The following is a 22,711-nucleotide window of genomic DNA, read 5'->3' on the forward strand; positions in this document are numbered from 1 at the left end:
TCGGCCGCGCGTGCCCCGATCACGGGTACGTGCCACGGCCGGTGGCACGGCGGGTTAGTCTCTGGGGATCATGCGCTTGCTTCACACGTCGGACTGGCATCTGGGACGGTCCTTCCACCGGGTGAGCCTGCTCGACGCCCAGCGGGCCTTCCTCGACCACCTCGTGGCCACCGTGCGCGCCGAGCGGGTGGACGCCGTCCTCGTCGCCGGGGACGTCTACGACCGGGCCGTCCCCCCGCTCAGCGCCGTCGAGCTCTTCGACGACGCGCTGCACCGCCTCGCCGACCTCGGCGTCCCCACCGTGATGATCTCCGGCAACCACGACTCGGCCCGGCGGCTCGGCGTCGGCGCCGGACTCATGGGCCGGGCCGGCATCCACCTGCGCACCGACCCCGCGACCTGCCACCGGCCCGTCGTACTGTCCGACGAGCACGGCGAGGTCGCCGTCTACGGACTGCCGTACCTCGAACCCGCCCTCGCCCGCGAGGAGTTCGGCGCCGAGCGGGCCGACCACACGGCGGTGCTCGGCGCCGCCATGGACCGGGTGCGCGCGGATCTCGCCGGGCGCCCGGCCGGCACCCGCAGCGTCGTCCTCGCGCACGCCTTCGTCACCGGCGCCGCGCCCTGCGACAGCGAACGCGACATCACCGCCGGCGGCGTCGAGGCCGTGCCCGCGGCCCTCTTCGACGGCGTCGACTACACCGCGCTCGGCCATCTGCACGGCTGCCAGACGCTCAACGCGCGGATCAGGTACTCCGGTTCGCCCCTCGCCTACTCCTTCTCCGAGGTGCACCACCGCAAGAGCATGTGGCTGGTCACCCTCGGGCCCGGCGGCGAGGTGGACGCCGAGCGGATCGACACGCCCGTGCCGCGCCCGCTCGCCCGCATCCGGGGCCGGCTGGACGACCTGCTCGCCGACCCCGCGCTCGAACGCCACACCGGCGCCTGGGTCGAGGCCACCCTCACCGACCGTTTCCGCCCGCACGAGCCGATGGCCGCCCTCGCCGCGCGCTTCCCGCACGTCCTCGCCCTCGCCTTCGACCCCGAAGCCGCCGACGAGGACCCGCTCGCCTCCTACGCGCAGCGGCTGCGCGGCCGCAGCGACCAGCAGATCGCCGAGGACTTCGTCGCCCACGTACGCGGCCACGCGCCGGACACGCGTGAACGCGCCGTGCTGCGGGAGGCGTTGGACGCGGTGCGGGCCGACTCCGTACGGGCGGAACGCGACTGATGCGACTGCACCGCCTCGAACTCACCGCGTTCGGGCCCTTCGCGGCCCCGCAGTCCGTCGACTTCGACGAACTGTCCGCCGCGGGGCTCTTCCTGCTGCACGGCCCGACCGGCGCCGGCAAGACCTCCGTCCTGGACGCCGTCTGCTTCGCGCTCTACGGTCAGGTGCCCGGCGCCCGGCCCGCCACCCGGCTGCGCAGCGACCACGCCGCGCCCGGCACACCGACCGAGGTCGTCCTCGAACTCACCCTCGGCGGGCGGCGGTTGGAGATCACCCGGCGCCCCGAGCAGCCCCGCGCGAAGAAACGCGGCACCGGCACGACCATGGACAAGGCCGTCACGCTGCTGCGCGAGCAGATCGGCGGGCAGTGGCGGGGAGTCTCCAAGTCGCACCAGGAGATCGGCGAGGAGATCAAGCAGCTCGTCGGGATGAGCTGCGAGCAGTTCTGCCAGGTGGTGCTGCTGCCGCAGGGCGAGTTCGCGACCTTCCTGCGGGCGAGCGCCACGGAACGGGCCGCGCTGCTCGGGCGGCTCTTCGACACCCGGCGCTTCAAGTCCGTCGAGCACTGGCTGCGGGACCGCAGGCAGGAATCGGCGCAGCTGCTCGCGCAGGGCGACGCCGAACTCGCCCAACTGGCCGGCCGTATGCGGCAGGCCGCGGGCCCCGGGCCCGACGACGATCCCGGGGAGGGGGCGGACGTCCTGGAGTGGGCCGCGGTGCTGCGGTCCACCGCGCGTGAGCGGTACGGGATCGCTCGCGCGGCGGTGCGGCACGCCGAGGGCGCCTACGCGGTGGCCGCGGAGCGGGCGGAGCAGGCCCGCGCCCTGCACACCCTCCAGGCCCGCCACGCGGAAGCGCTCGGGCGGGCCGCCGCCCTCGCCCTGGAGGCGCCCGCCCGTACCGCCGCCCGTACGGCCCTGACCCGCGCCCGCCGCGCCGCGACCGTCGAACCGGCCCTGGCGCTGCGGAGCGAGGCCGTAGGCCGGTACGAGTACGCCCTGGAGGTGGAGCGGAACGCGACGGCGTCCCTACGGAAAGCGGGCGAGCCGCCCTGGCTGCCCTCGCTCCCTTCGGCCCGAGCCCCCCACCAAACCGCCACCCCGCCAGACGCGGTATCCGAACACTCCGGCCCGCCCGCCCCTGCCGAGAACGCCGATTCGTCGGCCGACGCCGCCCTGCCGGGCCCGGCCGATCCCGGTCACGCACCCGGCGTGGCGGCCGGGCGGGTCGGCGTGGTCAACGACAGCACTGGGGGCGTTGGTTCAGGGTCTGCGACCGGGTTGTCCGCGCCGCCGGAGCGGGGCTTGGACGTCGGTCCGCTGGAGGAAGGGTGTCTGTCCGGTGAGGGGTCCGGGCCGACCGGTGTGGGCAACAGCCGTGCTGGCGTGCCTGGTTCGGAGTTCGGCGCCGTCCTGCCGGGCTCGGTCGCCGCTCTGCCCGGGGGTGGGTATGCGGCTGGGCGGGCGGATCCGGTCAACGGCCGCACTGGGGGCGTTGGTTCGGGGTCTGAGGCCCGGCTTCCCGCGCCGCAGCAGCGGGGCTTGGACGTTGGTCCGCTGGGGGAAGGGTGTCTGTCCGGTGAGGGGTCCGGGCCGACCGGTGTGGGCAACAGCCGTGCTGGCGTGCCTGGTTCGGAGTTCGGCGCCGTTCTGCCGGGCCCGGCGGGGCCCGGTCACGCACTTGGCGCGTCGTCCGGGCTGGCCGATACGGTCAACAACCGCACTGGGGGCGTTGGTTCGGGGTCTGAGGCCCGGCTGGCCGCGCCGCAGCAGCGGGGTTCGGACGTCGGTCCGCCCGAGGGCGGGCGTGTGCCCGGCGGGGCCAACAGTCGTGCAGCAGAGGTCGGTTCGGGGCCGGAGGGGCGGCAGTCCGGTTCGGACGCCCGTCCGGTCGTGAACGGGCCGCGCACCGCGGGCGGTGGCGGGGTCGCCGTGGGGCCGGGAGGCGGTCCGGCGGGGGTCGTCGGTGGCCTTTCCGTGGGGCAACCTTCCGACGGAGTGGGCGCCGTGCTCGTGCGGCGGGCGGGGGAGGCGCGCGAAGAACTCGGCGGGCTCGGCGCTGCCGTCGCGCTGGAGGCGCGGACGCGGGAGATCGCCGAGCGCCGCGCCACGCTGGCCCGCGAGGAGCGCACCGACGAGGAGGCGCTGCGGGACGCCCAGGCGTGGCTGGAGGAGTGGCCCGCCGCGCGAGCGGCCCTGCAGGCCCGGCTCGACGCGGGGCTGGACGCCGCCGACCGGGCCGCCGCGCTCGCCGCCGACGTGGAGGCGGCCCGGCGCCGCAGCGACGCGGCGGCCGAACGCGACGCGCTGGCAGCGGAGTCGACCCGGCACGAGGACAACACCCGTGACGCGCGGGACCGTACCGCGGCCGCCCGCGAGACCTGGCAGGACCTGCGCGAGGCGCGTATCACCGGCATCGCCGCCGAGTTGGCCGCCCAACTCGTCGACGGCGAGCCCTGCCGGGTCTGCGGCGCCCCCGAGCACCCGGCCCCCGCGCACCCCGCGGCCCAGCAGGTCACCCGGGCCGACGAGGACACCGCCTACGCCGACTTCCAGCGGGAGTCGGCCCGTTACGAGCGGGCCCGCGACGAGGTCGCCCGGCTGCGGGCCGCCCTCGCGGCGGCCACGGCCACCGCCGGCGACGCCCCCCGGGACCGACTCGCCGCCGCCCACGCCGAATCCGCCGCGCGGCACACCGCCGCCGTCCGCGCGGCCGCCGACGTGGCCGAGGCCCGCCACGCGCTGACCCGCGCCGAGGAGGAACGCGACCGGCGCGCCGCCCAGCGGCAGGACGCGCTCAGCCGGACCGCCGCCCGCACCTCCCGCCGGGAGGAACTGGACGCGCAGTACGAGCAGTTGACCGCCGAGGTCGCCAAGGCACGCGCGGGCCACGCCAGCGTCGCCGCCCGCCGGGACCACCTCACCACCCGTATCGCCCTGCTCGACCGGGCCGTCCACGCCGTGCGGGGCCGTACCGAGGCCGCGGAACGGCTCCACGCGGCGGAAGCCGCGCTCGCGGACGCCGCCGCCCGGGCCGGGTTCGCGTCCCCCGCCGAGGCCGCCGCCGCGCTGCTGCCGCCCGCCCGGCTGGCGGAGGCCGAATTCCGGGCCGAGGCATGGGCCAAGGAGGAAGCCGCCGTCGAGGCCGACGCCACCGCGCCCGAGACCGTCGCCGCCGCGGCCCTCCCACCCGCCGACCCGGCCGCCGCGACGGCCGTCCTGGACGCCGCCAACCGCCGGCTGCGCGCCGCCTCCGCCGCCGAGGCCGCCGCCGCCACCGCGTGCGCGGAACTCGACCGGCTCAGCGCCCTGGCCACCGGCCGGGCCCGCGAACTCGGCCCGGCCCGCGCCGAGTTCACCCGGATCAAGCACCTGGCGGACCTGACCTCGGCGAACACCACCGAGAACCAGTACCGGATGGAGCTGGAGACCTACGTCCTGGCCGCCCGGCTGGAACAGGTCGCCGCCGCCGCGGGCGTACGGCTCCAGCGGATGTCCGGCGGCCGCTACACGCTCGTGCACACCGACGCGCGGGGCGGCGGGCGGGCCAAGTCCGGTCTCGGACTGATGGTCGTGGACGCCTGGACCGGCACCGAGCGCGACACCTCGACGCTGTCGGGCGGCGAGACGTTCTTCGCCTCGCTCGCCCTCGCGCTCGGCCTGGCCGACGTGGTGACCGACGAGTCGGGCGGCACCCGCCTGGACACGCTCTTCATCGACGAGGGCTTCGGCAGCCTGGACGACCAGACCCTCGACGAGGTGCTGGACGTCCTCGACGGGCTGAGGGAGCGGGACAGGGCCGTCGGCATCGTCAGCCACGTGGCCGATCTGCGGCACCGTATCCCCGCCCAACTGCGGGTCGTCAAAGGCCGGGACGGCTCCACGGTCCGGCAGCGCACGGGCGCGGTCAGAGGATGAGCGGGCGGCGTTCCAGCGGCGAGGAGTAGACGACGCTCGTGGTGACCGCGCCGAGCCCCGAGATCCGGCCGGTGATCTCCTCCAGGTGCCGCATCGAGCGCGCCGCCACCTTCAGCACGAAGCAGTCGTCGCCCGTGACGTGGTGGGCCTCCAGCACCTCGGGGGTGACGGCGAGCATGTCGTGGAAGGGCTTGTAGTTGCCCGTCGGGTAGCGCAGCCGGACCATCGCGCGGACCGTCAGCCCGATCCGCTCGTGGTCGATCACCGCCGTGTACCCGGTGATCACTCCGGTCTCCTCCAGCCGCCGCACCCTCTCGGTGACCGCGCTCGGCGACATCGACACGGTACGGGCCAGCTCGGCGTACGTGGCGCGGCCGTCGCGCTGGAGCGCTTCGAGCAGCCGCCAGTCGGTGGCGTCCAGGGGAAACATCGTCATGCCGCCCAGAGTGCCGGGGATTCCCCCGCCACGCAAAGACAACGCCGTGGATCTCCCCTTCAGCGCGGACCACGGTGACCGTAGATTTCCCGCCATGACGACGACACCGACGCCGCTCGCCGGCCACCCGGTCCTGCGGGTGCCGCCCGCCGCTCCCGCCGAGGCGGCCGCGTACTTCGCCGCGAGCCTCGCCTTCCACGCCGACGTCTCGGACGTGGCCGCCGCGCTCGCGGGCGGCGGCGACCCCGGGTTCACCCTGGTCGACTCCCGCAGCGCCGAGGCGTGGGAGCAGGGGCACATCCCCGGCGCCGTCCATCTGCCCACCGCCGAGATCCCCCGGCTCGCCCCCGGACTGCTCGACCCGGACCGGCCCGTGGTCGTCTACTGCTGGGGTCCCGGCTGCAACGGCGCCACCCGCGCCGCACTGGCCCTGGCGACCCTCGGCCACCGGGTCAAGGAGATGCTCGGCGGCATGGAGTACTGGATGCGCGAGGGCTTCGCGTACGAGACCGCCGCCGGGCCCGCGCGGCGCGACCCGGACCCGCTGACCGCGCCCGTGGCGGAGGGCGAGTGCGGCTGCGGGTGAGACCGGTCGGGCCGGGGGCGGGCGCGGCGGTCAGGCGGGCGGCGAGGTGAGTTCGTACGCCCACAGCTCGCCGCGGTCGGCGACGCGGAGGAAGCCGACCCGTTCCAGTACGGCCTGGGAGGCGCGGTTGCCCGGCTCGGTGGTGGCCTGCACCACCAGGACGCCCGGCTGGGCCAGCGCCCACTGGCACAGCGCGCGGGCGGCGTCGGTCGCCCAGCCCGCGCCGCGGCCCGACACGGACAGGTCGTAGCCGATCTCCACGGCGCCCTCGTCCGGCGGGCCGTGGAAACCGGCGCCGCCCAGCGCCGTGCCGTCCTCGGTCCGGGTGATCGCGAACAGGCCCCAGCCCCCGCAGTACACGCCCACGGCGGCGGAGGCGACCGTCATCGAGGCCGCGCCGATCGTGCCCTCGCCGGGCACGCCGTCTATCCACGTCAGCCGGGCGGGTTTGCCCTCGGCCAACTGCGCGGCGTCCGCGGGGAGCTGCTCGCGCAGGGTCAGCCGGCCCTGGGTCAGCACCAGGGCTCCGCCGTCATGGGAAGCGTGCAGGGTCATCGGGCCGTACCGCCTTGTTCGACGTGTCAGGAGGAGCCGGGCCGGCTCGCGTCCGGAAAGCAGCAGACTAACGGCTCGGGGGCCGAAGAAGCGGTGGCATCCGGACGCCGCCCGGCTCCGGCACCCCGCCGGACGCCGCCAGCCCCCGCCGGACGCCACCGGGCGGCGGCGGGGTCCGGCCCGGCGGCCTGGGCCCGTCGATCAGGGCAAGCTGTACAGGTGAAACTGTACAACTCAAGCTGCGGGTTCTAGGGTGGGACGCATGCAGGAGAGCCCCCGTCCGTCCCCCTCGGCGGTCCAGGCGTCGCGCGAGGTCCGCGCGGTCATCAGCCGGCTGCGGCGCCGCATCCTGAACGCCGCCGAGGCCGAGGACATCACCTTGGGCCAGGCATCCGTGCTGAGCCGGCTGTCGGGCCAGCAGGGCGTCACGGCCAGTGAGCTGGCCTCGGCCGAGGGAGTGCGCCACCAGTCGATGACGGCGACGGTCGCGTCGCTGACCGCCCTGGGGCTGGTGGAACGGCGGCCCGACCCCGACGACGGCCGCCGGCTGCTGATCGCGCTGACCGCCGAGGGGCACCGGCGGGTGGAGGAGGGGCGGCAGGCCCGGCAGGAATGGCTCGCCGGTGAGTTGCAGGACAAGTGCACGGAAGAGGAACGGAGAGCCGTGATCGCCGCCATGGCAGTGCTGGAGCGCCTCACCCATGACTGATCACATAACCGAGGGGCGGGACAGGACGGCGGCGGCCGGCTTCGACCGGCGGCTGCTGCCGCCGATGCTGCTGGGCTCGGTCCTGAACCCGATCAACTCCACGATCATCGCCGTCACGCTCGTCCCCATCGGCAACGCGTTGCACGCGCCGCCCTCGCAGACCGCGTGGCTGGTCTCGGCCCTCTATCTGGCCACCGCTCTCGGGCAGCCCGTCGTGGGCCGGCTCATCGACATCTTCGGGCCGCGCAGGCTCTTCCTCGTCAGCACGAGCCTCGTCGGAGTCGCCGGTGTCGTCGGCACCCTGGCGCCGAACCTCGGGGTGCTGATCGCCTCGCGGGTCCTGCTCGGGTTCGGCACCTGCGCCGGGTATCCCGCCGCGATGGCGCTGCTGCGCAGCGAGGCCAGGCGCACCGGACACGACAGTCCCGGCGGAATACTGACCGCCCTGGCCGTCGCCAACCAGACCATCGCCGTGATCGGCCCGCTGCTGGGCGGCCTGCTGATCGGACTCGGCGGCTGGCGCGCCACCTTCGCGCTGAACGTGCCGCTGGCCGTCGCGGCCGTGCTGCTGGGGCTGCTCAGGCTGCCCAAGGAGGCCCCCAAAGAAGCCGGTACGGGGAAGCCCCCGCAGCGCGGCCGCCTCGCCGCCCGGCTCGACCTGCCCGGCATGGCACTGTTCGCCGCGATGCTCATCGCGCTGCTGCTGTTCCTGATGAACCTGCACCCGCGCGACTGGTACCTGCTGGTGATCGCCGCCGCCGCGAGCGCCGCGTTCGGGATACGGGAGCTACGGGCCCCCAGCCCGTTCATCGACCTGCGGGTACTGGGCGGCAACACACCACTGCTGGTCACCTATGGGCGCGCACTGGTCGCCTACGTCGTCGCGTACTCCTTCCTCTACGGGTTCAGCCAGTGGACGGAGGAGGGCTTCGGGCTCTCGCCCTTCCACGCCGGGCTGGTGCAGATTCCCATGTTCCTGGTGGCCATCGGCGTCTCGATCGTCACCGGTCGGCGCAAGGGCGTACGCGGCAAGCTGCTCGTCGGCGCGCTCGGGCAGATCGTCGCCTGCGTGGTGATGCTGAGGCTCACCGGCGACAGCCCCGTGTGGACGCTCGTTCTCGTCGCCCTGATCTTCGGGGTCCCGCAGGGGCTGAACAACCTGGCCCTCCAGAACTCCGTCTACTTCCAGGCCGACCCCGAGCGCACCGCCTCCTCGGCCGGCCTGCTGCGCACCTTCGCCTACGTCGGGTCTATGGTCGCCTCCTCCACCACGGCCGCCTCCTTCGGGCAGCGCGCGGACACCGGCGGCATGCACCACCTCGTCTGGATCATGCTCGGCGCGGGCGTGCTCTACCTTCTCCTGACCCTCTTCGACCGCACACTCGGCCGCGCGACGGACGGGGACACCCCGGCGGGCGCGCCGCAGGCGGCGTAGAACCCCCGGGGCTCAACTCCGCTTCGTGGGCGTCCGCCGGCACGCCTCAACGCGCGAGCCCGGCCCGGTGGGGCCGGGCTCGCGCGCGGCCGGGGGCGCCCTCGCCGCGAACCCTTACCCCGCCGGCGGGCTAGAGCGCCGAGATCTCCGCGACCAGGTCGTCCAGGCCCAGCGAGCCCTGGGACAGCGCGGCCATGTGCCACGCCTTCAGGTCGAACGCGTCGCCGTGGGCCGCGCGGGCCGCCGCGCGCCCGGTGAGCCACGCGCGCTCGCCGAGCTTGTAGCCGATGGCCTGCCCCGGCATCCCGAGGTAGCGGATCAGCTCGCTGTCCACGAAGTCCGCGGGCCGCCCGCTGTGCATGCCGAAGAACTCGCGGGCCAGCTCCGGCGTCCACCGCTCACCCGGGTGGAAGGGCGAGTCCGCCGGGATCTCCAGCTCCAGGTGCATGCCGATGTCCACGATGACCCGGTTGGCCCGCATCATCTGCGCGTCGAGATAACCCAGCCGCCGCTCGGGGTCGGTGAGGAAGCCGAGCTCGTCCATCAGCCGTTCGGCGTACAGCGCCCAGCCCTCCGCGTTGGCGCTGACCAGCCCCGCCGTCGCCTGGTAGCGCGAAAGGGTGTCGGCGACATGCGCCCACTGCGCGAGCTGGAGGTGATGGCCCGGCACACCCTCGTGGTACCAGGTGGAGACCAGGTCGTAGATCGGGAAGCGGGTCTTGCCCATCGTCGGCAGCCAGGTGCGGCCCGGACGGCTGAAGTCCTCGGACGGCGCCGTGTAGTACGGGGCCGCCGCGCCGCCGGGCGGGGCGATCCGGGACTCCACGCGCTTGACCCGCTCCGCGAGTTCGAAGTGCGTGCCGTCGAGCGCGCCGATCGCCTCGTCCATGAGGGCCTGGAGCCAGTCGCGTACGGCCTCCTCGCCCTCCACCGCCTGGCCGTGCTCCTCCAGGTACTTGAGGACTTCCCAGGGGGTCGCGTCGGGCAGGATCTTCCCCGCCTCGGCCACCATCTCGGCGTGCAGCCGGTGGTACTCCGACCAGCCGTACGCGTACGCCTCGTCCAGGTCGAGATCCGTGCCGTTCCACAGCCGGGTCCAGCGGGCGTACCGCTCGCGGCCCACCGTGTCGGCGGCGCCCGCGACGGCCGGCGCGTACGTGTCGCGCAGCCAGTCCCGCAGCGCGGTGTACGCGGCGGTGGCCTCGGCGGCGGCCGCGTCCAGCTCGGCCCGCAGCTCCTGCGGCCCGCCCGCGACCAGACCGGAGAACCAGCTGCCGTCCCCGTTCTCCCCGACCCACTCGGTGAACTGCCCGACCACCGTCTCCACCTGGCGCGGACCGGCCGGCAGGTCACGGGCCAGGCCCTCGGCCAGCGACGCGCGGAAGCCGTCGAGCGCGGCGGGCACGGCCCGCAGCCGGGCGGCGAGGTCCGAGAAGTCCTCGGAGGTCTCCACGGGCATCAGGGTGAACGCCTCGCGGATGCGGTGCGCGGGCGAGTCGAGGTTGCTCAGCGCCCGCAGGTGCTCGTCGGCGGTGTGCACGGCGAGTTCGGCGGTCAGCCGCTCGCGCAGCAGCCGGGCGCAGCGCCGCTCGGCGTCGCTCTCGGCCCCCGGGAGCGCCTCGGCCTCGGTCAGCCGGTCCAGGGTGGTCCGCGCCAGGTCGGCCAGGGCGTCGGCGCCGGCCGGCGAGAAGTCCGGCAGCCGTCGGCCGCTCCCGGGCGCTCCGAGGTACGTACCGAAGATCGGGTCGAGTTCGAGGAGACCGTCGACATGCGCGTCGGCGACCTGACGGGGCAACTGGCTGCTGGTGATGTTGGACATACGACCATCCTGGTACGTCGGAGCGCCTGGCGTCACCACCATAGATTTCCCGGTTACTCACGCGTCGGCCGACGGCCACATCGCGCGTAGACCCGGGCGGTGACCCGCGACACACGGGGACGTGCCTCAGCCGGCCGGAAGGCAGCCGGCGCCCGCGACCGCCGCCGAGCCGGCCGCGCGGCCGACCGCCGACCCGCGCCGCGTCGTGAGCCGTTTCGCCGGCTGTTTCGTTGCCCAGGGTGCGAATCAGGGGCGGTGAGCGGTGAGCCAGGGGAGGGCCGCGGTGGCCGTACGGCGGGTGTCCGCCGCGGGCAGGGTCGCGGTGATCACCAAGGTGCCGTCCTCGACCTGGTAGTCCAGCGGAAGGCCGAGTTCGCGCATGGTCGCCACCATTCCGGTGTTGGTCGACCGCGTGACCGCGTACACGCTCTCCCGGCCCGCCTCCACGGCGAGTTCGACGAGTCCGCGCAGCAGCGCCGCGCCGATCCCGCGGCGCTGCCACTCGTCCTCCACGAGCAGCGCGACCTCGTTCTCGTCGCCGTCCCACAGCAGGTGGCCGAGCGCGACCAGCCGTCCCGAGGCGGTCTCGACGGCCAGCGACCGGCCGAAGCGCGGGCCGAGCAGATGCGTCAGATAGCTGTCGGCGTCGCCGACCGGGCCGTGGTAGCGCCGGGCGAGCGTGGTGGGGGAGCAGCGCGCGTGCATGGCCAGCGCGGCGGTCCGGTCCTTCGGGCCCGCGCGGCGCACGGTGATCTCGTTGCCCTCGGGCAGGGTCAGCACGTCTGCCCGGTCCGGGATGCGCGCGCCCAGCCGCGCGTCGAGCTCCACCAGGGCGCGGGCCCGGGCGAACTCGGTGGGCGTGAACGGCAGATGGTCACGTCGTACGGTGATCGTGCCGCCGGACGGGTCGCGCAGCCGCATCAGGGTCGGGGGGTCGGCCGGGTCGCCGGCGTCCGTGACGGAGGCGTCGTCGGCGGAGGCGGGGACCGAGCCGATCGTGCAGCGGCCGAACAACTGACGCAGCGCGAGCGGCAGTTCGGCGGGGTCGAGGGCCGTACGGGTGGCGAGCGTGAGCATACGGGTGGGGGTGTCCACGAGGTCGTGGGCGTCGGCCCGTTCCAGCCAGGTGTCGGTGCCGCCCGCGTCGGCGACGGTGAGCGACAGGGCCGCGGCGGTCAGCGCGGCCGGGGCCCGCAGCAGGAACTCGTCCACGGTGCCCTCGGCCAGCGGGTGCGTCTGGAGCGTGATGATGTCGACCCGGCTGCGCGCGAGGGCCGTGCACACCGAGCCCAGGCTGCCGGGGGTGTCCCGTACGGTCGTCCGCAGGCGCCACAGGGCGGGTTCCGCGGGCTCCACGTCTTCCGCGTGGCCCTGCTCGGGCGCGGCGGAAGCGGCGGGTGTCGGGGACGGCGGGGGAGGCGGTGCGTGGCCGTGGCCCTGGCGGCGGGCCCACCACGCGTGGCACCCGGCCGCCGCGAGCAGACTGACGGCGGAGGCGATCAGCAGGGCGCGGCCGTCGGGGCCGTGCTTCACCAGGTCGGCCAGTAAGTCGGCGGCGGCCATCGCCGTGAACAGCGCGGCCACTTCCACGAGGGCGCGGCCCCAGTGCGGGTGCCGTGCGGCGGCGGGGCGGTGGTCATGGCCGCGGCCCGGACGCTGGGCGCGGGCCGCTTCACGGGCGCGGGCGGAGGTCGGATGAGTCATACATCCACCATGCCGAACGCGTGTTGCGCGACCGCGAACGCGCCGTGACCGCGGAGTAAATGTCCCACCCGTCCCCTCCCGCCCCGCCCCTCGGGCGCCGCCGCGCCGCCACTCCCGGCCCCGGCCCCCGGTCCCGCGCCCGGGTGGCGACGCGACACCTGGGGCAGCGCCCCAGACCCCTGTGCCGGCCCCGCTCGGCCTGCGGGAGCGATAGCGCGGTGGCCCCGCCCGGTCGGGCCGGCGCGGTTGCCCGCCGGGGCTCCCGGGTCGCCGGACAGGACGCCGGACGGGAGTCGTGGCTCGGCCCGCTCCCGTCCTTCGGACGGTGACGCGCGCCTGGGGCCCGGCCCCGGACCCGTGCCGACCACGCCTGGTCTGCGGGAGGGGTAGCGCGGTGGCCCGCGCAGCCGGGCTGACACGGTTGCCGGGCGGGTGTCGCGGCTTGGCCCGCAGGGCCCGCGTGCCCCCCAGGGCGCGGGTTTCGGCTGGGGCAGTCCGGGGGAGCGCGTGGGGAGGCGATTGCCGGGCGAGGCGGACCGGCTCGTCCGCGGCTGAGGTCCGCGACGTCTTCGGCCCCCCGACCACGGGGCCCGTTCCTGCCCTTCGGCCGCGATGCGACGCCCGGGGTCGGGCCCGCTTGGCCCGGCCGGGTCGGCGCGGTTGCCCGTACGGGCTCCCAGGTCGCCGGACGGGAGTCGCGGTTTGTCCGCAGGGCCCGCGTGGCCCCCGGGGGGAGCCCGCGCGCGGGGAGGCGGTTGCCGGGCGAGGCGGATCGGCTCGTCCGTGGGTAAGGTCCGCGACGTCTTCGACTCCTCGGCCCCGGGCCCGTGCGCCCGCACGTCGGGCGGCGAGGCGACACCTGCCCCGGGTCCCGGGCCCGGGGGCGGTGTCTTTGGCTCCCTGGCCCGGGTCCCCGGCCCGCAGGGCCCGCGTGGCCGCCGACACGGGTGCCTGGCTCGCGGGCCGTCCGGCAGCCGGCGCGGCAGGCGCCTCGTCGGGCGGCGACGCGGCGCCTGCCGCTGGGCCCGGCCGCCGTGTGAGTGCCCGGCCGGGCCCGGGGCGGTGTTACCGGCGTGGGGGAGAGGCCAGGCGGCGGACGGCCTGGGTGATGGCCTCCGGGGAGAGGTGGGCGTAGCCCACGACGAGCCTGACGTCCGGGGCGTCGTCGGCGTCGTCCGGCTGCGGCGCCGTCGGCCTCGGCCCCGGCGCAGCCGCGACGCGGTAGTCGGACAGCGGGCGCAACGCCACCCCCGCCACCCGCGCCGCCGCGAGAAACCGCCCCTGCGGCCCGTACCGCCGAGGCAACGTGACGATCGCGTGCAGCCCCGCCGCGATCCCGCTCACCTCCGCCCCCGGAAAGCACTCGGCCAGCGCGGCCACGAGCGCGTCCCGCCGCGCCCGGTACAGCCGCTGACAGCGCCGCAGATGCCGGTCGTAGTGCCCGGCGGTGATGAAGTCACCGAGCACGGCCTGCTCGGTGACGGGATTGCCGAGGTCCATCGTCCGCTTGCGGACGGCCGCCTCCGCCACGATGTCCGGCGGGGCCACCAGCCAGCCCAGCCGCAGCCCCGGCGCCAGGGACTTGCTCGCCGACCCCGTGTACGCGACATGCCCGGGCGCCAGTCCCTGGAGCGCCCCCACCGGCGCGCGGTCGTAACGGAAGTCGCCGTCGTAGTCGTCCTCGATCACCAGGCCGTCCACCGACCGCGCCCACTCGGTCAGACCAGCGCGGCGGCCCGCCGAGTACGCCACCCCGGAGGGGAACTGGTGGCAGGGCGTCACGACCGCCGACCGTACGCCCGTCGCGGCCAGCGCCTCGACCCGCAGCCCCTCGGCGTCCACCGGCACGGGTACGGCCGTCAGACCGGTCGCCGCCAGCAGACCTCGGTGCTCGGGGCTGCCCGGGTCCTCGATCGCCGTCATCCGCTCGCCGCGCCCGTGCAGGACGAGCCCGAGCAGCGTGTGCGCCTGCGCGACGCCCGAGGTGACCATCACCTGGTCCGGATCGGCGGCCACGCCCCGCCGCCGGGCCAGGAGTTCGGCCAGCGCCTCGCGCAGCGCGGGCAGCCCGCGCGGATCGGGGTAGCCGAAGGCCCGGTTCGGCAGCCGGGCGATCACCCGCCGGTGAGTGGCCGACCAGGTGGTGCGCGGGAAGAGCGAGAGGTCCGGCAGGCCCGGGCGGAAGTCCATGGGGCCGCCCCGGTCGTCCTCGGCGAAGCGCGTCGCGCTCTGCGCCACGGGAGCGGCGGCGGCCTCGGCGACCCACGTACCGGAGCCCTGACGGCCGGTCAGATACCCCTCGGCGGTGAGCTGCGCGTACGCGTCCGTGACCAGGCCGCGCGAGACACCGAGGTCCGCGGCGAGTTCACGGCTGGGCGGCAGCCGGGTGCCGGGGGCGAGCCGCCCGGAGCGCACCGCGTCGCGCAACGCCGTCTGGAGCACCCGGCCCCGGCCCCGCGCGGGCGCGGCGGCGGACGGCAGCAGCAACTCCCAGGCGGCGGTCCAGCCGTCCCCCCTGCCGCTGCCGGACCCGCTGCCCGTGCCGCTCCCGGCGCCGTCCCCCGAGGCCCCGCGCCTGCCGCCGCCCGCTAACCGGGGACCCGCCCCGGAACCCGGACCGTCGCCGTCCCCGGTCGAATTGGTTCTCATAACTCCCATGGAAATGGACCTTAAACCAGACCGCTTGCGTCCGTAGCGTCCTCCTCATGAATCCCTCCCACCGCAGCGGCGTCCTGCTCGCCGCCCTCGCCTGCGTCCTGGTCGGCGCGTCCTTCACGGCGGGCGGCGCGCTCGTCCACTACCCGCACGCGGGCGGCCAGGCGCTGCGGTACGGCGCCGCGTGCCTGCTGCTGCTCGTGCCCGCCCGCCGCGACGCGGTACGGCGGCTGCGCGCGCTCACCGCCCGGCAGTGGGCGCTGGCGGCGGCCGTCGCGGCGGTCGGCATGGTGGGCTTCAACCTGGCCGTGCTCGCGGCGGAACGCACCGCCGAACCCGCCGTGCCCGGGGTGCTGGTCGGCTGCGCGCCGGTCGTCGTGGCCGTGCTGGTCCCGCTCGCCGCCGGCCGCCGCCCGGCCCTGGCGGTCAGCGCCGGAGCGGTGCTCGTCGCGTGCGGCGCCTTCGTCGTACAGGGCTGGGGCGGTACGGACGTCCCGGGCCTGTGCTGGTCGGTGGCGGCCCTGGCCGGCGAGGTCGGCTTCGCGCTGCTGGCCGCGCCGCTCGTACGGCCGCTGGGCCCGCCGCTGCTGTCCGCGTGCGTCTGCGGGCTCGCCGCGATCGAGGCGGGGGCGCTGGCGGCCGCCACGGACGGCGTACGCACGCCCACCGGTCACGAGGCGCTGGCGCTGGGCTGGCAGGCGGTGGTCGCCACGGTGATCGGCTTCGTCTGCTGGTACGCGGGCCTGCAACGCCTCGGTACGGAACGCGCGACCCTCTTCTCCGGCCTCATCCCGGTCTCCACCGCGCTCACCGCGCCGCTGGTCTCCGTGGGCACGCTCGGCACGGGCCAACTCGCCGGCGCTGCCCTCGTCGCCGCGGGTGTCGCCCTGGGCGCCGGCAGGGCCGGCCGGCGCCGCGACTCCCGGCCCGGGGCGCGGCAGCCCGCTTCCGTCGGCTGATACGACCGTCACCCGTACCCGGCCCGCCCACATGTGTCACAGGTCCGGCGCCGCGCCGGCGCCGTGGATATATCCACGGGCCGGGAACTCCGCCCGCTCGGGGGGAGTTCAGTCAGTACGGGCCGGTGGAGCACAGCGCCGGCCCGGCCAGCGGCCTCGACCGGGCGCCCCCGTCTCGGTCGGGGCGCCGGAGCCCGCCCGCCGGTCCGCCCGGTCCCCTCCTCCGGCGGACGGTGGGCGGCGCTCCACCGGACGTAGGGCGCGCGTCGCCCTTCCGCACCGCGCAACACCCGTGCGACGCGAGCCCTTTGAAGATCCCGGGCGCTGGCTCAGAGCCCGCCGGCCACCCGCAGCACCGCGCCCGTCGTGTAGGACGCCTCCGCCGACAGCAGCCACGCCACCGCGTTCGCGACCTCCTCCGGCTGCCCCGGCCGCCCCATCGGCACCCGGCCCGCCGTGCGCCACGGCCGCTCCGGGTCGCCCATCGTCGCGTGGATGTCGGTGACGATCATCCCCGGCTGGATCGAGTTGACCCGCACCCCGTCGGGGCCCAACTCCTTGGACAGGCCCAGCGTCAGGGTGTCCACCGCGGCCTTGCTCGCCGCGTAGTGCACGTACTCGCCGGGGCTGCCCAGCGTCGCGCCGCCCGAGGAGATGTTCACGATCGCGCCGCCCCCGCCCCCGTACCGGGTGGACATCTCCCGCACGGCCCGGCGCGCGCAGATCAGCGCGCCCATCACATTGACGTCCACGACCCGCCGCATCACCTCGACCGGGGTCTCGGCGAAGGCGCCGAGGGGGCCGGTGACGCCCGCGTTGTTCACCAGGGCGGTGATCGGGCCCAGGCTCGCCTTCGCCGCGTCGAAGAACGCGTCGACCTGAGCCTCGTCGCTGGTGTCGACCTGGTGGACCAGACACTCGGCCCCCGCCGCGCGGACCTTGCCGGCCGTCTCCTCGGCCGCGTCCTTCGCCCGTTCGTACCCCAGGGCGATCCGGTGGCCGGCCGCGGCGAGCCGGACCGCGACCGCCGCTCCGATACCGCGGCTTGCGCCCGTGATCACGGTGACCTGCTCCATCGGACCGTTCCTTCCCAGGTGAGCGCCCCCGAGAGGACCCCGGCGGAGATCACCCACGCTATCGCAGCGCCGCGTCAACATCGGATGAACGTCCGGTGTATCCGGTTCCGCCAGGCGTGGGTGGGTTCGAGAATTGGTCTTGACCAAGTTCGGCGGCCGCCTCTATCTTCCTAGTAGTGCAAGAACCTTTAATAAACAGTGGTTCGGAAACAAGGCTGAACAACAGGGCTTCATAGCCGCGACAGAGCCGGCCGACGCCGGAGCGGCCCGGTGATTGCGAGGACAGGGTGGGGACCACGCAGCTCGAAGCGGTACAGGAACCGAAGTACTGGCACCTGAAGACCGTGCTGATCGACGCCCTCGACTCGGAGTTCGAGGTCGGCGAGATCCTGCCGAACGAGCGCGACCTCGCCGCCCGGTTCGGCGTCGCGCGGGCCACACTCCGTCAGGCGCTCGAACAGCTGGAGCTGGAAGGGCGGTTGCAGCGCCGCCGCGGCGTCGGCACCACCGTGGCGCCGCCGCGCATGGGCGTGGCCGTCGGCCCGTCGGCCAATGTCTGGCCCGGCGCGGGCCACGACGCCTGGAACACCGTCGGCTGCGTCGAGGCCGTCGCCCCCGCCCCGATCGCCGCGCTGCTCGGCACCGGCCCCGACGACGCCGTGCACACCCTGCGCCGCGAGCGCGTGATGCGCGCCCTGCCGGTCGCCACCGAGCTGCTGTACGTGCCGTCGGCCTCCGTGCCCGGTCTTTCCACGCTGCTGACGCCCGCCGCGCACGCGTCCGCCGTGCTCTTCGAGCTGCACCAGCTGGCGCTGGAGGGCGAGGACCGTTCCGTGGAGCTGGGCTCGGCCCGCGCCGAGGACGCCAAGCAGCTCGACCGCCTGCCCGGCGCGCCCGTGCTGGTCGTCACCACCCGCTACTACGCGGGCGGACGCGTCGCCGCCGCCTCCGTCGCCACCTACCGCGCCGACACCTGCCGGCTCACCTTCGGCGACTCCGGCGCCCTGGAAGTCCTGCACCAGCAGCCGGAGGCACGCCGCCAGGCGTCCTGACCTCCGCCGCCCACCGACCGGCCCGCCTCTTCCCCGCGAAGAGCCGGGCCGTCGGCGTCCGTACGGTCATCTGAGCGGATGAGCCCCGGCCGCGTACGGGTTCGGCACCGCGGGGCCGCGCAGTCCCGCGTCCTGCCGCGGTGGCGGGTAGTCGGGGCGTCGCCCCGCGGGTTCCGACGTGCGTCGGGCGTCCGCCTGGCGGCGGGGCCAGGGGCGGTTCGGCACCGCCGGGCCGGTTCGTTTCGCGTCCCGCCGTGGCGGCGGGGTTCGGGTGGGGCGGTGCCCGGCCTGCTCTGGCGTGGGTCGGCCGTTCGGCGGGTGCGGCGTCCCGCGTCCTGTCGCGGTGGCAGGTCGGTGGGGCGGCGCCCCGGCGGGTTCCGACGTGCGTCGGCCGTCCGCCGGGCGCGGCTTGTCCGCCTGGCGGCGGGGCCAGGGGCGGTTCGGCGCCACCGGGCCGGTTCGTTTCGCGGTCCGCCGTGGAGTGGCGCCCGGCCTGTTGTGACGTGCGCCGGCCGTCCGCCTGGCGGCGGGGCCAGGGGCGGTTCGGCGCCGCCGGGCCGGTTCGTTCGCGTCCCGCCGTGGGGTGGTGCCCCGGCCTGTTGTGACGTGCGCCGGTCGTGCGGCGCCGGCTCAGTGCCGCGCCAGCGAGGTCTGCTCGACCGCGAACAGCTGCTCCTCGACATGGTCGAGCGCCAGCCGCAGCGCGCCCGTCGCGATGGCCTCCTGGCCCAGCGCGGAGAGCACCACCTTCGGCGGCCGCAGACAGTAGCGGGCCAGCTCGGAGCGCAGCGGCTCCAGTACGCCGTCCAGGCCCGCCGCCCAGCCGCCGACCACCACCAGTTCGGGGTCGATCGCCAGCACCAGCGCCGCCACGTCGTGCACCAGGCGGCGCAGGAAGCGTTCCACGGCGTCCTTGGCCTGCACATCGCCCTTCTTCGCCAGCGCGAACACCCGCTCCACGGCGGGCTCGTCCAGCGGATGCAGCGGGGTGCCGGTGGTCGAGAGCAGATACTCCGGGGTGACCTCGCGCCCCAGCAGATGCAGCGCGCCGATCTCGCCCGCCGCGCCGCCGAAACCGCGGTGCAGCCGCCCGCCGATCAGTGAACCGGCCCCCGGGCTCAGACCGGCGAGCACGAACACCACGTCGTCCGTGCCGACCGCGGCGCCCTTCCAGTGCTCGGCGACCGCGGCCACGTTCGCGTCGTTCTCCACCAGGACCGGACATCGGAACGAGCGCTGGAGCCGCTCGCCCAGCGGCAGCCCGGTCCAGCCCGGCAGCGCCGTGCTCAGCCGCACCTCGCCGCCGGCCTCCACGATGCCGGGGCTGCCCACCCCGACCGCCCACAGGGTGCTGCGGGCCACCCCGGCCTTGCGCAGCAGCTCCGCGACCGTGCTCCGTACCCGCTCCAGCCGGTCCTCCGCGCAGGCGGACTCGTCGACGTTACGGCCGTGCGAGCCCAGCACCTGGCCGCCGAGGTCGGAGAGCACGACCCGGACCTGGTGGGCGCCGATCTCGATGCCGAGCAGATGCCCGGCCTCGGCGTGGAAGCGGAACCGGCGGGCGGGACGGCCCTGCTTGCGGGCGTCGCCCGGCTCCGGAGCGACCTCGACGACGAGATCGGACTCCGTCAGCCCCTCGATGACCCCCTCGACGGTGGGCCGGGAAAGGCCGGTGCTGTGCACCAGCTCGGTCAGCGTCGGGGTCTGCGCTCCGCGCAGCGCGTGGAGGACGACGGCGGAGTTGATCCGCCGTAGCAGGGAGGGGTCCCCGCCGGTGAGACGCCCCAAGATGTGCCCTCCAGCCTGTGCCTGTGTGTGGCGGATCGTACCCGGCGGACGGCCCGGCGGCGAGTGCCGTCCGGTACCGGTTGGGTGACGCCCGGACCAGGGCCGTCTGACGGACCGCCAATTGTCATAGGGCGGAGGTTTACTGGACACATGGATCTTGCCGCTCAGCTCGCCGAGGTGGACCGGCTGCGCGCCCTGGACTTCCCGGCGCGGCCGGTCCGCACGCCTGCCCTGGACAGCGGCCCGGGCTTCCACCTGGCGGACCTGGCGGTCGGCGAGGACTTCACCGGGGAGGACATCGGCCGCCGCGCGGAGAGCGCCGACGACTTCGGCGCGGCCTGCCAGGCGCTGATCGAACTGCTCGCCCGCCGCTGGGGCGACCCGGAGCCGCTGGACCTGGCGCCGTATCTGATACGGAGCGCCGAGGGCGGCGAGGTGCCGCCGCCGCTGGACGCGCTGTGCGGATACGTGCCCGAGGTCTACGGCTGGCGGGTCGGCGAGCGCTGGATCGCGCTCGGGGTCGGCCAGGGCGGCGCGTCGTTACCCTTCCGGCTGGTGCTCGCGACAGCCGATCGGCGGGCGATACCGGGACCTGAGCCTGTGCCGGACCGTATACGGGAGGCGCCGCGGAATTCCGAGCCCGCGCCGGTCCCGACGCCTGCCGCGGAAAGACCACCGGGGCCGTACGGCCGGCCGGGCGCGTCCGGTCCGCCGGCCCACCGCGACAACGCGCCGGACTGACGCCGCCCGGTCCGACTGCCCGGCCCAAGGGAGCTGTTACGACAGTCCGTAGGCCGCTGCCCGCAGCCGGGCGAACTCCTCGGCCAGCGCGACCGGCGACCAGTGCGCGTTGAGCCCGCTGGGGCTCGGCAGCGCCCAGATCCGGGTGTCGCCTATGCGCCGCTCCTGCGGGCCGACCCGCGCGTCCTTCTCCGCGAAGGCGACCCGGTACGCGGTCACGCCCAGCACCGCCAGCCACCCCGGCCGGTACGTCTCGACCGTGGCGGTCAGTCTCCGACCACCGGCGATCAGCTCGTCCCGGCTCAGTTCGTCGGCGCGCGCGGTCGCCCGCGGGGCGACATTGGTGATACCGAGCCCGAGGGTCAGCATCTCGCGCTGCTCGGAGGGCGCGAAGCGGCGCGGAGTGAAGCCGGAGGCGTGCAGCGCGGGCCAGAACCTGTTGCCCGGCCGGGCGAAGTGGTGCCCGGTCGCGGCCGACATCAGCCCCGGGTTGATCCCGCAGAAGAGCACCCGCAGCCCGCCGGCGACGATGTCCTCCAGCGTCCGGTCGCGGGCCGCCGTCAGCTCCTCGGGGGTCAGAGGATCGCCCCCGGCCGGTACACGGCGGCCGCCGGGTGCGCCTTGAGCACGTCCTCGACCCGCCGGACGACCTCGGCGACCTGCCCGGCCGCCGCGCCCGTGAACGACAGCCGGTCGGCCATCAGCGCGTCGAGCTGCGTACGGTCCAGCGGGATGCGGTCGTCCGCGGCCAGCCGGTCCAGCAGCTCGTTGCGCTCGGTGCCCTGCTCGCGCATCGCCAGCGCGGACGCCACCGCGTTCTCCTTGATGGCCTCGTGCGCGCTCTCCCGGCCGACGCCCGCCCGGACCGCGCCCATCAGGACCTTGGTCGTGGCCAGGAACGGCAGGTAGCGGTCCAGCTCGCGGGCGACCACGGCCGGGAAGGCGCCGAACTCGTCCAGCACCGTCAGGAACGTCTCCAGCAGCCCGTCCAGCGCGAAGAACGCGTCAGGCAGCGCGACCCGGCGCACCACCGAGCAGGACACGTCGCCCTCGTTCCACTGGTCGCCGGCCAGCTCGCCGGTCATCGAGGCGTAGCCGCGCAGGATCACCATCAGGCCGTTGACCCGCTCGCAGGAACGGGTGTTCATCTTGTGCGGCATCGCCGAGGAGCCGACCTGGCCCGGCTTGAAGCCCTCGGTGACCAGCTCGTGCCCGGCCATCAGCCGGATCGTCTTGGCCAGCGACGAGGGCGCGGCGGCCAGCTGCACCAGCGCGGTCACCACGTCGTAGTCCAGCGAGCGCGGGTAGACCTGGCCGACCGAGGTGAACGCCCGGGAGAAGCCCAGGTGGTCGGCGATCCGGCGCTCCAGGTCGGCGAGCTTGTCGCTGTCGCCGCCGAGCAGGTCGAGCATGTCCTGCGAGGTGCCGACCGGGCCCTTGACGCCGCGCAGCGGGTAGCGGTCGATCAGCTGCTCGACGCGCTCGAAGGCCACCAGCAGCTCGTCCGCGCCCGTCGCGAAACGCTTGCCGAGCGTGGTCGCCTGGGCCGCCACATTGTGCGAGCGGCCCGCCATGACCAGCTCCGCGTACTGCGCCGACAGCTGCCCGAGCCGGGCGAGCACCGCGACCGTACGGTCCCTGACGAGTTCCAGCGACAGCCGGATCTGGAGCTGCTCGACGTTCTCCGTCACATCGCGGGACGTCATGCCCTTGTGGATCTGCTCGTGCCCGGCCAGCGCGTTGAACTCCTCGATGCGGGCCTTCACATCGTGCCGCGTGACCTTCTCGCGCTCGGCGATGGAGCCGAGATCGACCTCGTCGAGCACCCGCTCGTAGTCGGCGAGCGCCCGCTCGGGCACCTCGATGCCGAGGTCCTGCTGAGCGCGCAGGACGGCGATCCACAGCCGGCGCTCCAGCTTCACCTTCTGCTCGGGGGACCAGAGGGCGGCTAGCTCCGCGGAGGCGTAGCGGCCGGCGAGGACGTTCGGGATACGCGGCTTGGCTGTCACGTGGGGAGATTCTACTGGTCGCGCCGGGGCGGTACGTCC

General features: G+C 75.3%; 17 protein-coding genes. 8 read left to right on the plus strand and 9 right to left on the minus strand.

The features are described 5' to 3' along the window. Window positions 1-70 precede the first annotated feature (70 nt). Together OHA30_RS33070 and OHA30_RS34150 are read left to right on the plus strand one after the other, a co-directional pair. Window positions 71-1,231: an exonuclease SbcCD subunit D gene (locus tag OHA30_RS33070; protein WP_328917543.1), complete on the plus strand. Its 1,161-nt coding sequence runs from the start codon at window positions 71-73 to the stop codon at window positions 1,229-1,231. Continuing rightward, entirely contained in the window at window positions 1,231-5,148 is a 3,918-nt protein-coding gene (locus tag OHA30_RS34150) for an AAA family ATPase (protein WP_405784872.1), read from the plus strand. The genes OHA30_RS33070 and OHA30_RS34150 overlap by 1 nt, the downstream gene beginning before the upstream one ends. Here the strand turns inward: OHA30_RS34150 and OHA30_RS33085 are convergent. Beyond that, entirely contained in the window at window positions 5,138-5,584 is a 447-nt protein-coding gene (locus OHA30_RS33085) for an Lrp/AsnC family transcriptional regulator (RefSeq protein WP_328917544.1), read from the minus strand. The two genes, OHA30_RS34150 and OHA30_RS33085, sit on opposite strands and share 11 nt — an antisense overlap. 94 nt (window positions 5,585-5,678) lie before the next feature. Between OHA30_RS33085 and OHA30_RS33090 the strand changes: the two genes are divergently transcribed. Then, window positions 5,679-6,170, plus strand: coding sequence for a rhodanese-like domain-containing protein (locus tag OHA30_RS33090; RefSeq protein ID WP_328917545.1), 492 nt, complete (start codon window positions 5,679-5,681; stop codon window positions 6,168-6,170). Window positions 6,171-6,200: 30 nt separating this feature from the next. Here the strand turns inward: OHA30_RS33090 and OHA30_RS33095 are convergent, their stop codons facing one another. Then, window positions 6,201-6,725: a GNAT family N-acetyltransferase gene (locus tag OHA30_RS33095; RefSeq protein ID WP_328917546.1), complete on the minus strand. Its 525-nt coding sequence runs from the start codon at window positions 6,723-6,725 to the stop codon at window positions 6,201-6,203. A gap of 262 nt (window positions 6,726-6,987) precedes the next feature. Here OHA30_RS33095 and OHA30_RS33100 point away from each other — a divergent pair, with 262 nt between their 5' ends. Beyond that, complete coding sequence (locus OHA30_RS33100) at window positions 6,988-7,434, plus strand: MarR family winged helix-turn-helix transcriptional regulator (RefSeq protein WP_328917547.1); 447 nt, start codon at window positions 6,988-6,990, stop codon at window positions 7,432-7,434. Continuing rightward, on the plus strand, window positions 7,427-8,869 hold the full coding sequence (locus OHA30_RS33105; protein WP_405784868.1) for an MFS transporter: 1,443 nt from the start codon (window positions 7,427-7,429) through the stop codon (window positions 8,867-8,869). The genes OHA30_RS33100 and OHA30_RS33105 overlap by 8 nt, the downstream gene beginning before the upstream one ends. Window positions 8,870-8,999: 130 nt before the next feature. Here OHA30_RS33105 and OHA30_RS33110 read toward each other — a convergent pair whose 3' ends face one another. The 3 genes from OHA30_RS33110 to pdxR all read right to left on the minus strand — a co-directional run bounded on the left by OHA30_RS33110 (window position 9,000) and on the right by pdxR (window position 14,879). Further along, window positions 9,000-10,688, minus strand: coding sequence for a DUF885 domain-containing protein (locus OHA30_RS33110; RefSeq protein ID WP_328917548.1), 1,689 nt, complete (start codon window positions 10,686-10,688; stop codon window positions 9,000-9,002). Between the two features lie 246 nt (window positions 10,689-10,934). After that, on the minus strand, window positions 10,935-12,392 hold the full coding sequence (locus OHA30_RS33115) for a GNAT family N-acetyltransferase (protein WP_405784866.1): 1,458 nt from the start codon (window positions 12,390-12,392) through the stop codon (window positions 10,935-10,937). Between the two features lie 1,065 nt (window positions 12,393-13,457). Next, complete coding sequence (pdxR, locus tag OHA30_RS33120) at window positions 13,458-14,879, minus strand: MocR-like pyridoxine biosynthesis transcription factor PdxR (protein WP_328917549.1); 1,422 nt, start codon at window positions 14,877-14,879, stop codon at window positions 13,458-13,460. A gap of 218 nt (window positions 14,880-15,097) precedes the next feature. On the opposite strand from pdxR, the gene OHA30_RS33125 reads away from it, so the two are divergent. Next, the gene (locus OHA30_RS33125; protein ID WP_328917550.1) at window positions 15,098-16,006 is read left to right on the plus strand and encodes a DMT family transporter; all 909 of its coding nucleotides are present in this window, start codon (window positions 15,098-15,100) and stop codon (window positions 16,004-16,006) included. Between the two features lie 329 nt (window positions 16,007-16,335). Here the strand turns inward: OHA30_RS33125 and OHA30_RS33130 are convergent, their stop codons facing one another. Next, the gene (locus OHA30_RS33130) at window positions 16,336-17,082 is read right to left on the minus strand and encodes an SDR family oxidoreductase (RefSeq protein WP_328917551.1); all 747 of its coding nucleotides are present in this window, start codon (window positions 17,080-17,082) and stop codon (window positions 16,336-16,338) included. A 287-nt stretch (window positions 17,083-17,369) separates the two neighbouring features. Between OHA30_RS33130 and OHA30_RS33135 the strand changes: the two genes are divergently transcribed. Continuing rightward, the gene (locus tag OHA30_RS33135) at window positions 17,370-18,134 is read left to right on the plus strand and encodes a GntR family transcriptional regulator (protein ID WP_328917552.1); all 765 of its coding nucleotides are present in this window, start codon (window positions 17,370-17,372) and stop codon (window positions 18,132-18,134) included. Window positions 18,135-18,764: 630 nt separating this feature from the next. Here the strand turns inward: OHA30_RS33135 and OHA30_RS33140 are convergent. Next, window positions 18,765-19,922, minus strand: a complete 1,158-nt coding sequence (locus tag OHA30_RS33140; protein ID WP_328917553.1) for an ROK family protein — start codon at window positions 19,920-19,922, stop codon at window positions 18,765-18,767. 150 nt (window positions 19,923-20,072) lie between these two features. On the opposite strand from OHA30_RS33140, the gene OHA30_RS33145 reads away from it, so the two are divergent. Then, a complete protein-coding gene (locus OHA30_RS33145; RefSeq protein ID WP_328917554.1) occupies window positions 20,073-20,663 on the plus strand; it encodes a hypothetical protein in 591 nt (196 codons plus the stop codon). 36 nt (window positions 20,664-20,699) lie between these two features. Here OHA30_RS33145 and mug read toward each other — a convergent pair whose 3' ends face one another. Then, window positions 20,700-21,242: a G/U mismatch-specific DNA glycosylase gene (gene mug / locus OHA30_RS33150; RefSeq protein ID WP_328918097.1), complete on the minus strand. Its 543-nt coding sequence runs from the start codon at window positions 21,240-21,242 to the stop codon at window positions 20,700-20,702. Continuing rightward, window positions 21,239-22,672 (minus strand): adenylosuccinate lyase, encoded by a 1,434-nt coding sequence (gene purB, locus OHA30_RS33155; RefSeq protein ID WP_328917555.1) that lies wholly within the window; start codon window positions 22,670-22,672, stop codon window positions 21,239-21,241. The genes mug and purB overlap by 4 nt, the downstream gene beginning before the upstream one ends. Window positions 22,673-22,711 lie beyond the last annotated feature (39 nt).

It is taken from the genome of Streptomyces sp. NBC_00223, assembly GCF_036199905.1.
In the GTDB taxonomy this organism is placed as follows: Bacteria; Actinomycetota; Actinomycetes; order Streptomycetales; family Streptomycetaceae; genus Actinacidiphila.

What these genes read in the sequence shown, in the direction of transcription:
- OHA30_RS33125 (WP_328917550.1), top strand. Translation starts at nt 15,098, where the DNA reads ATGAATCCCTCCCACCGCAGCGGCGTCCTGCTCGCCGCCCTCGCCTGC.
- OHA30_RS33100 (WP_328917547.1), top strand. Translation starts at nt 6,988, where the DNA reads ATGCAGGAGAGCCCCCGTCCGTCCCCCTCGGCGGTCCAGGCGTCGCGC.
- OHA30_RS33145 (WP_328917554.1), top strand. Translation starts at nt 20,073, where the DNA reads ATGGATCTTGCCGCTCAGCTCGCCGAGGTGGACCGGCTGCGCGCCCTG.
- OHA30_RS33090 (WP_328917545.1), top strand. Translation starts at nt 5,679, where the DNA reads ATGACGACGACACCGACGCCGCTCGCCGGCCACCCGGTCCTGCGGGTG.
- OHA30_RS33110 (WP_328917548.1), bottom strand. Translation starts at nt 10,688, where the DNA reads ATGTCCAACATCACCAGCAGCCAGTTGCCCCGTCAGGTCGCCGACGCG.
- OHA30_RS33070 (WP_328917543.1), top strand. Translation starts at nt 71, where the DNA reads ATGCGCTTGCTTCACACGTCGGACTGGCATCTGGGACGGTCCTTCCAC.
- OHA30_RS33115 (WP_405784866.1), bottom strand. Translation starts at nt 12,392, where the DNA reads ATGACTCATCCGACCTCCGCCCGCGCCCGTGAAGCGGCCCGCGCCCAG.
- OHA30_RS33085 (WP_328917544.1), bottom strand. Translation starts at nt 5,584, where the DNA reads ATGACGATGTTTCCCCTGGACGCCACCGACTGGCGGCTGCTCGAAGCG.
- OHA30_RS33095 (WP_328917546.1), bottom strand. Translation starts at nt 6,725, where the DNA reads ATGACCCTGCACGCTTCCCATGACGGCGGAGCCCTGGTGCTGACCCAG.
- OHA30_RS33130 (WP_328917551.1), bottom strand. Translation starts at nt 17,082, where the DNA reads ATGGAGCAGGTCACCGTGATCACGGGCGCAAGCCGCGGTATCGGAGCG.
- OHA30_RS33105 (WP_405784868.1), top strand. Translation starts at nt 7,427, where the DNA reads ATGACTGATCACATAACCGAGGGGCGGGACAGGACGGCGGCGGCCGGC.
- OHA30_RS34150 (WP_405784872.1), top strand. Translation starts at nt 1,231, where the DNA reads ATGCGACTGCACCGCCTCGAACTCACCGCGTTCGGGCCCTTCGCGGCC.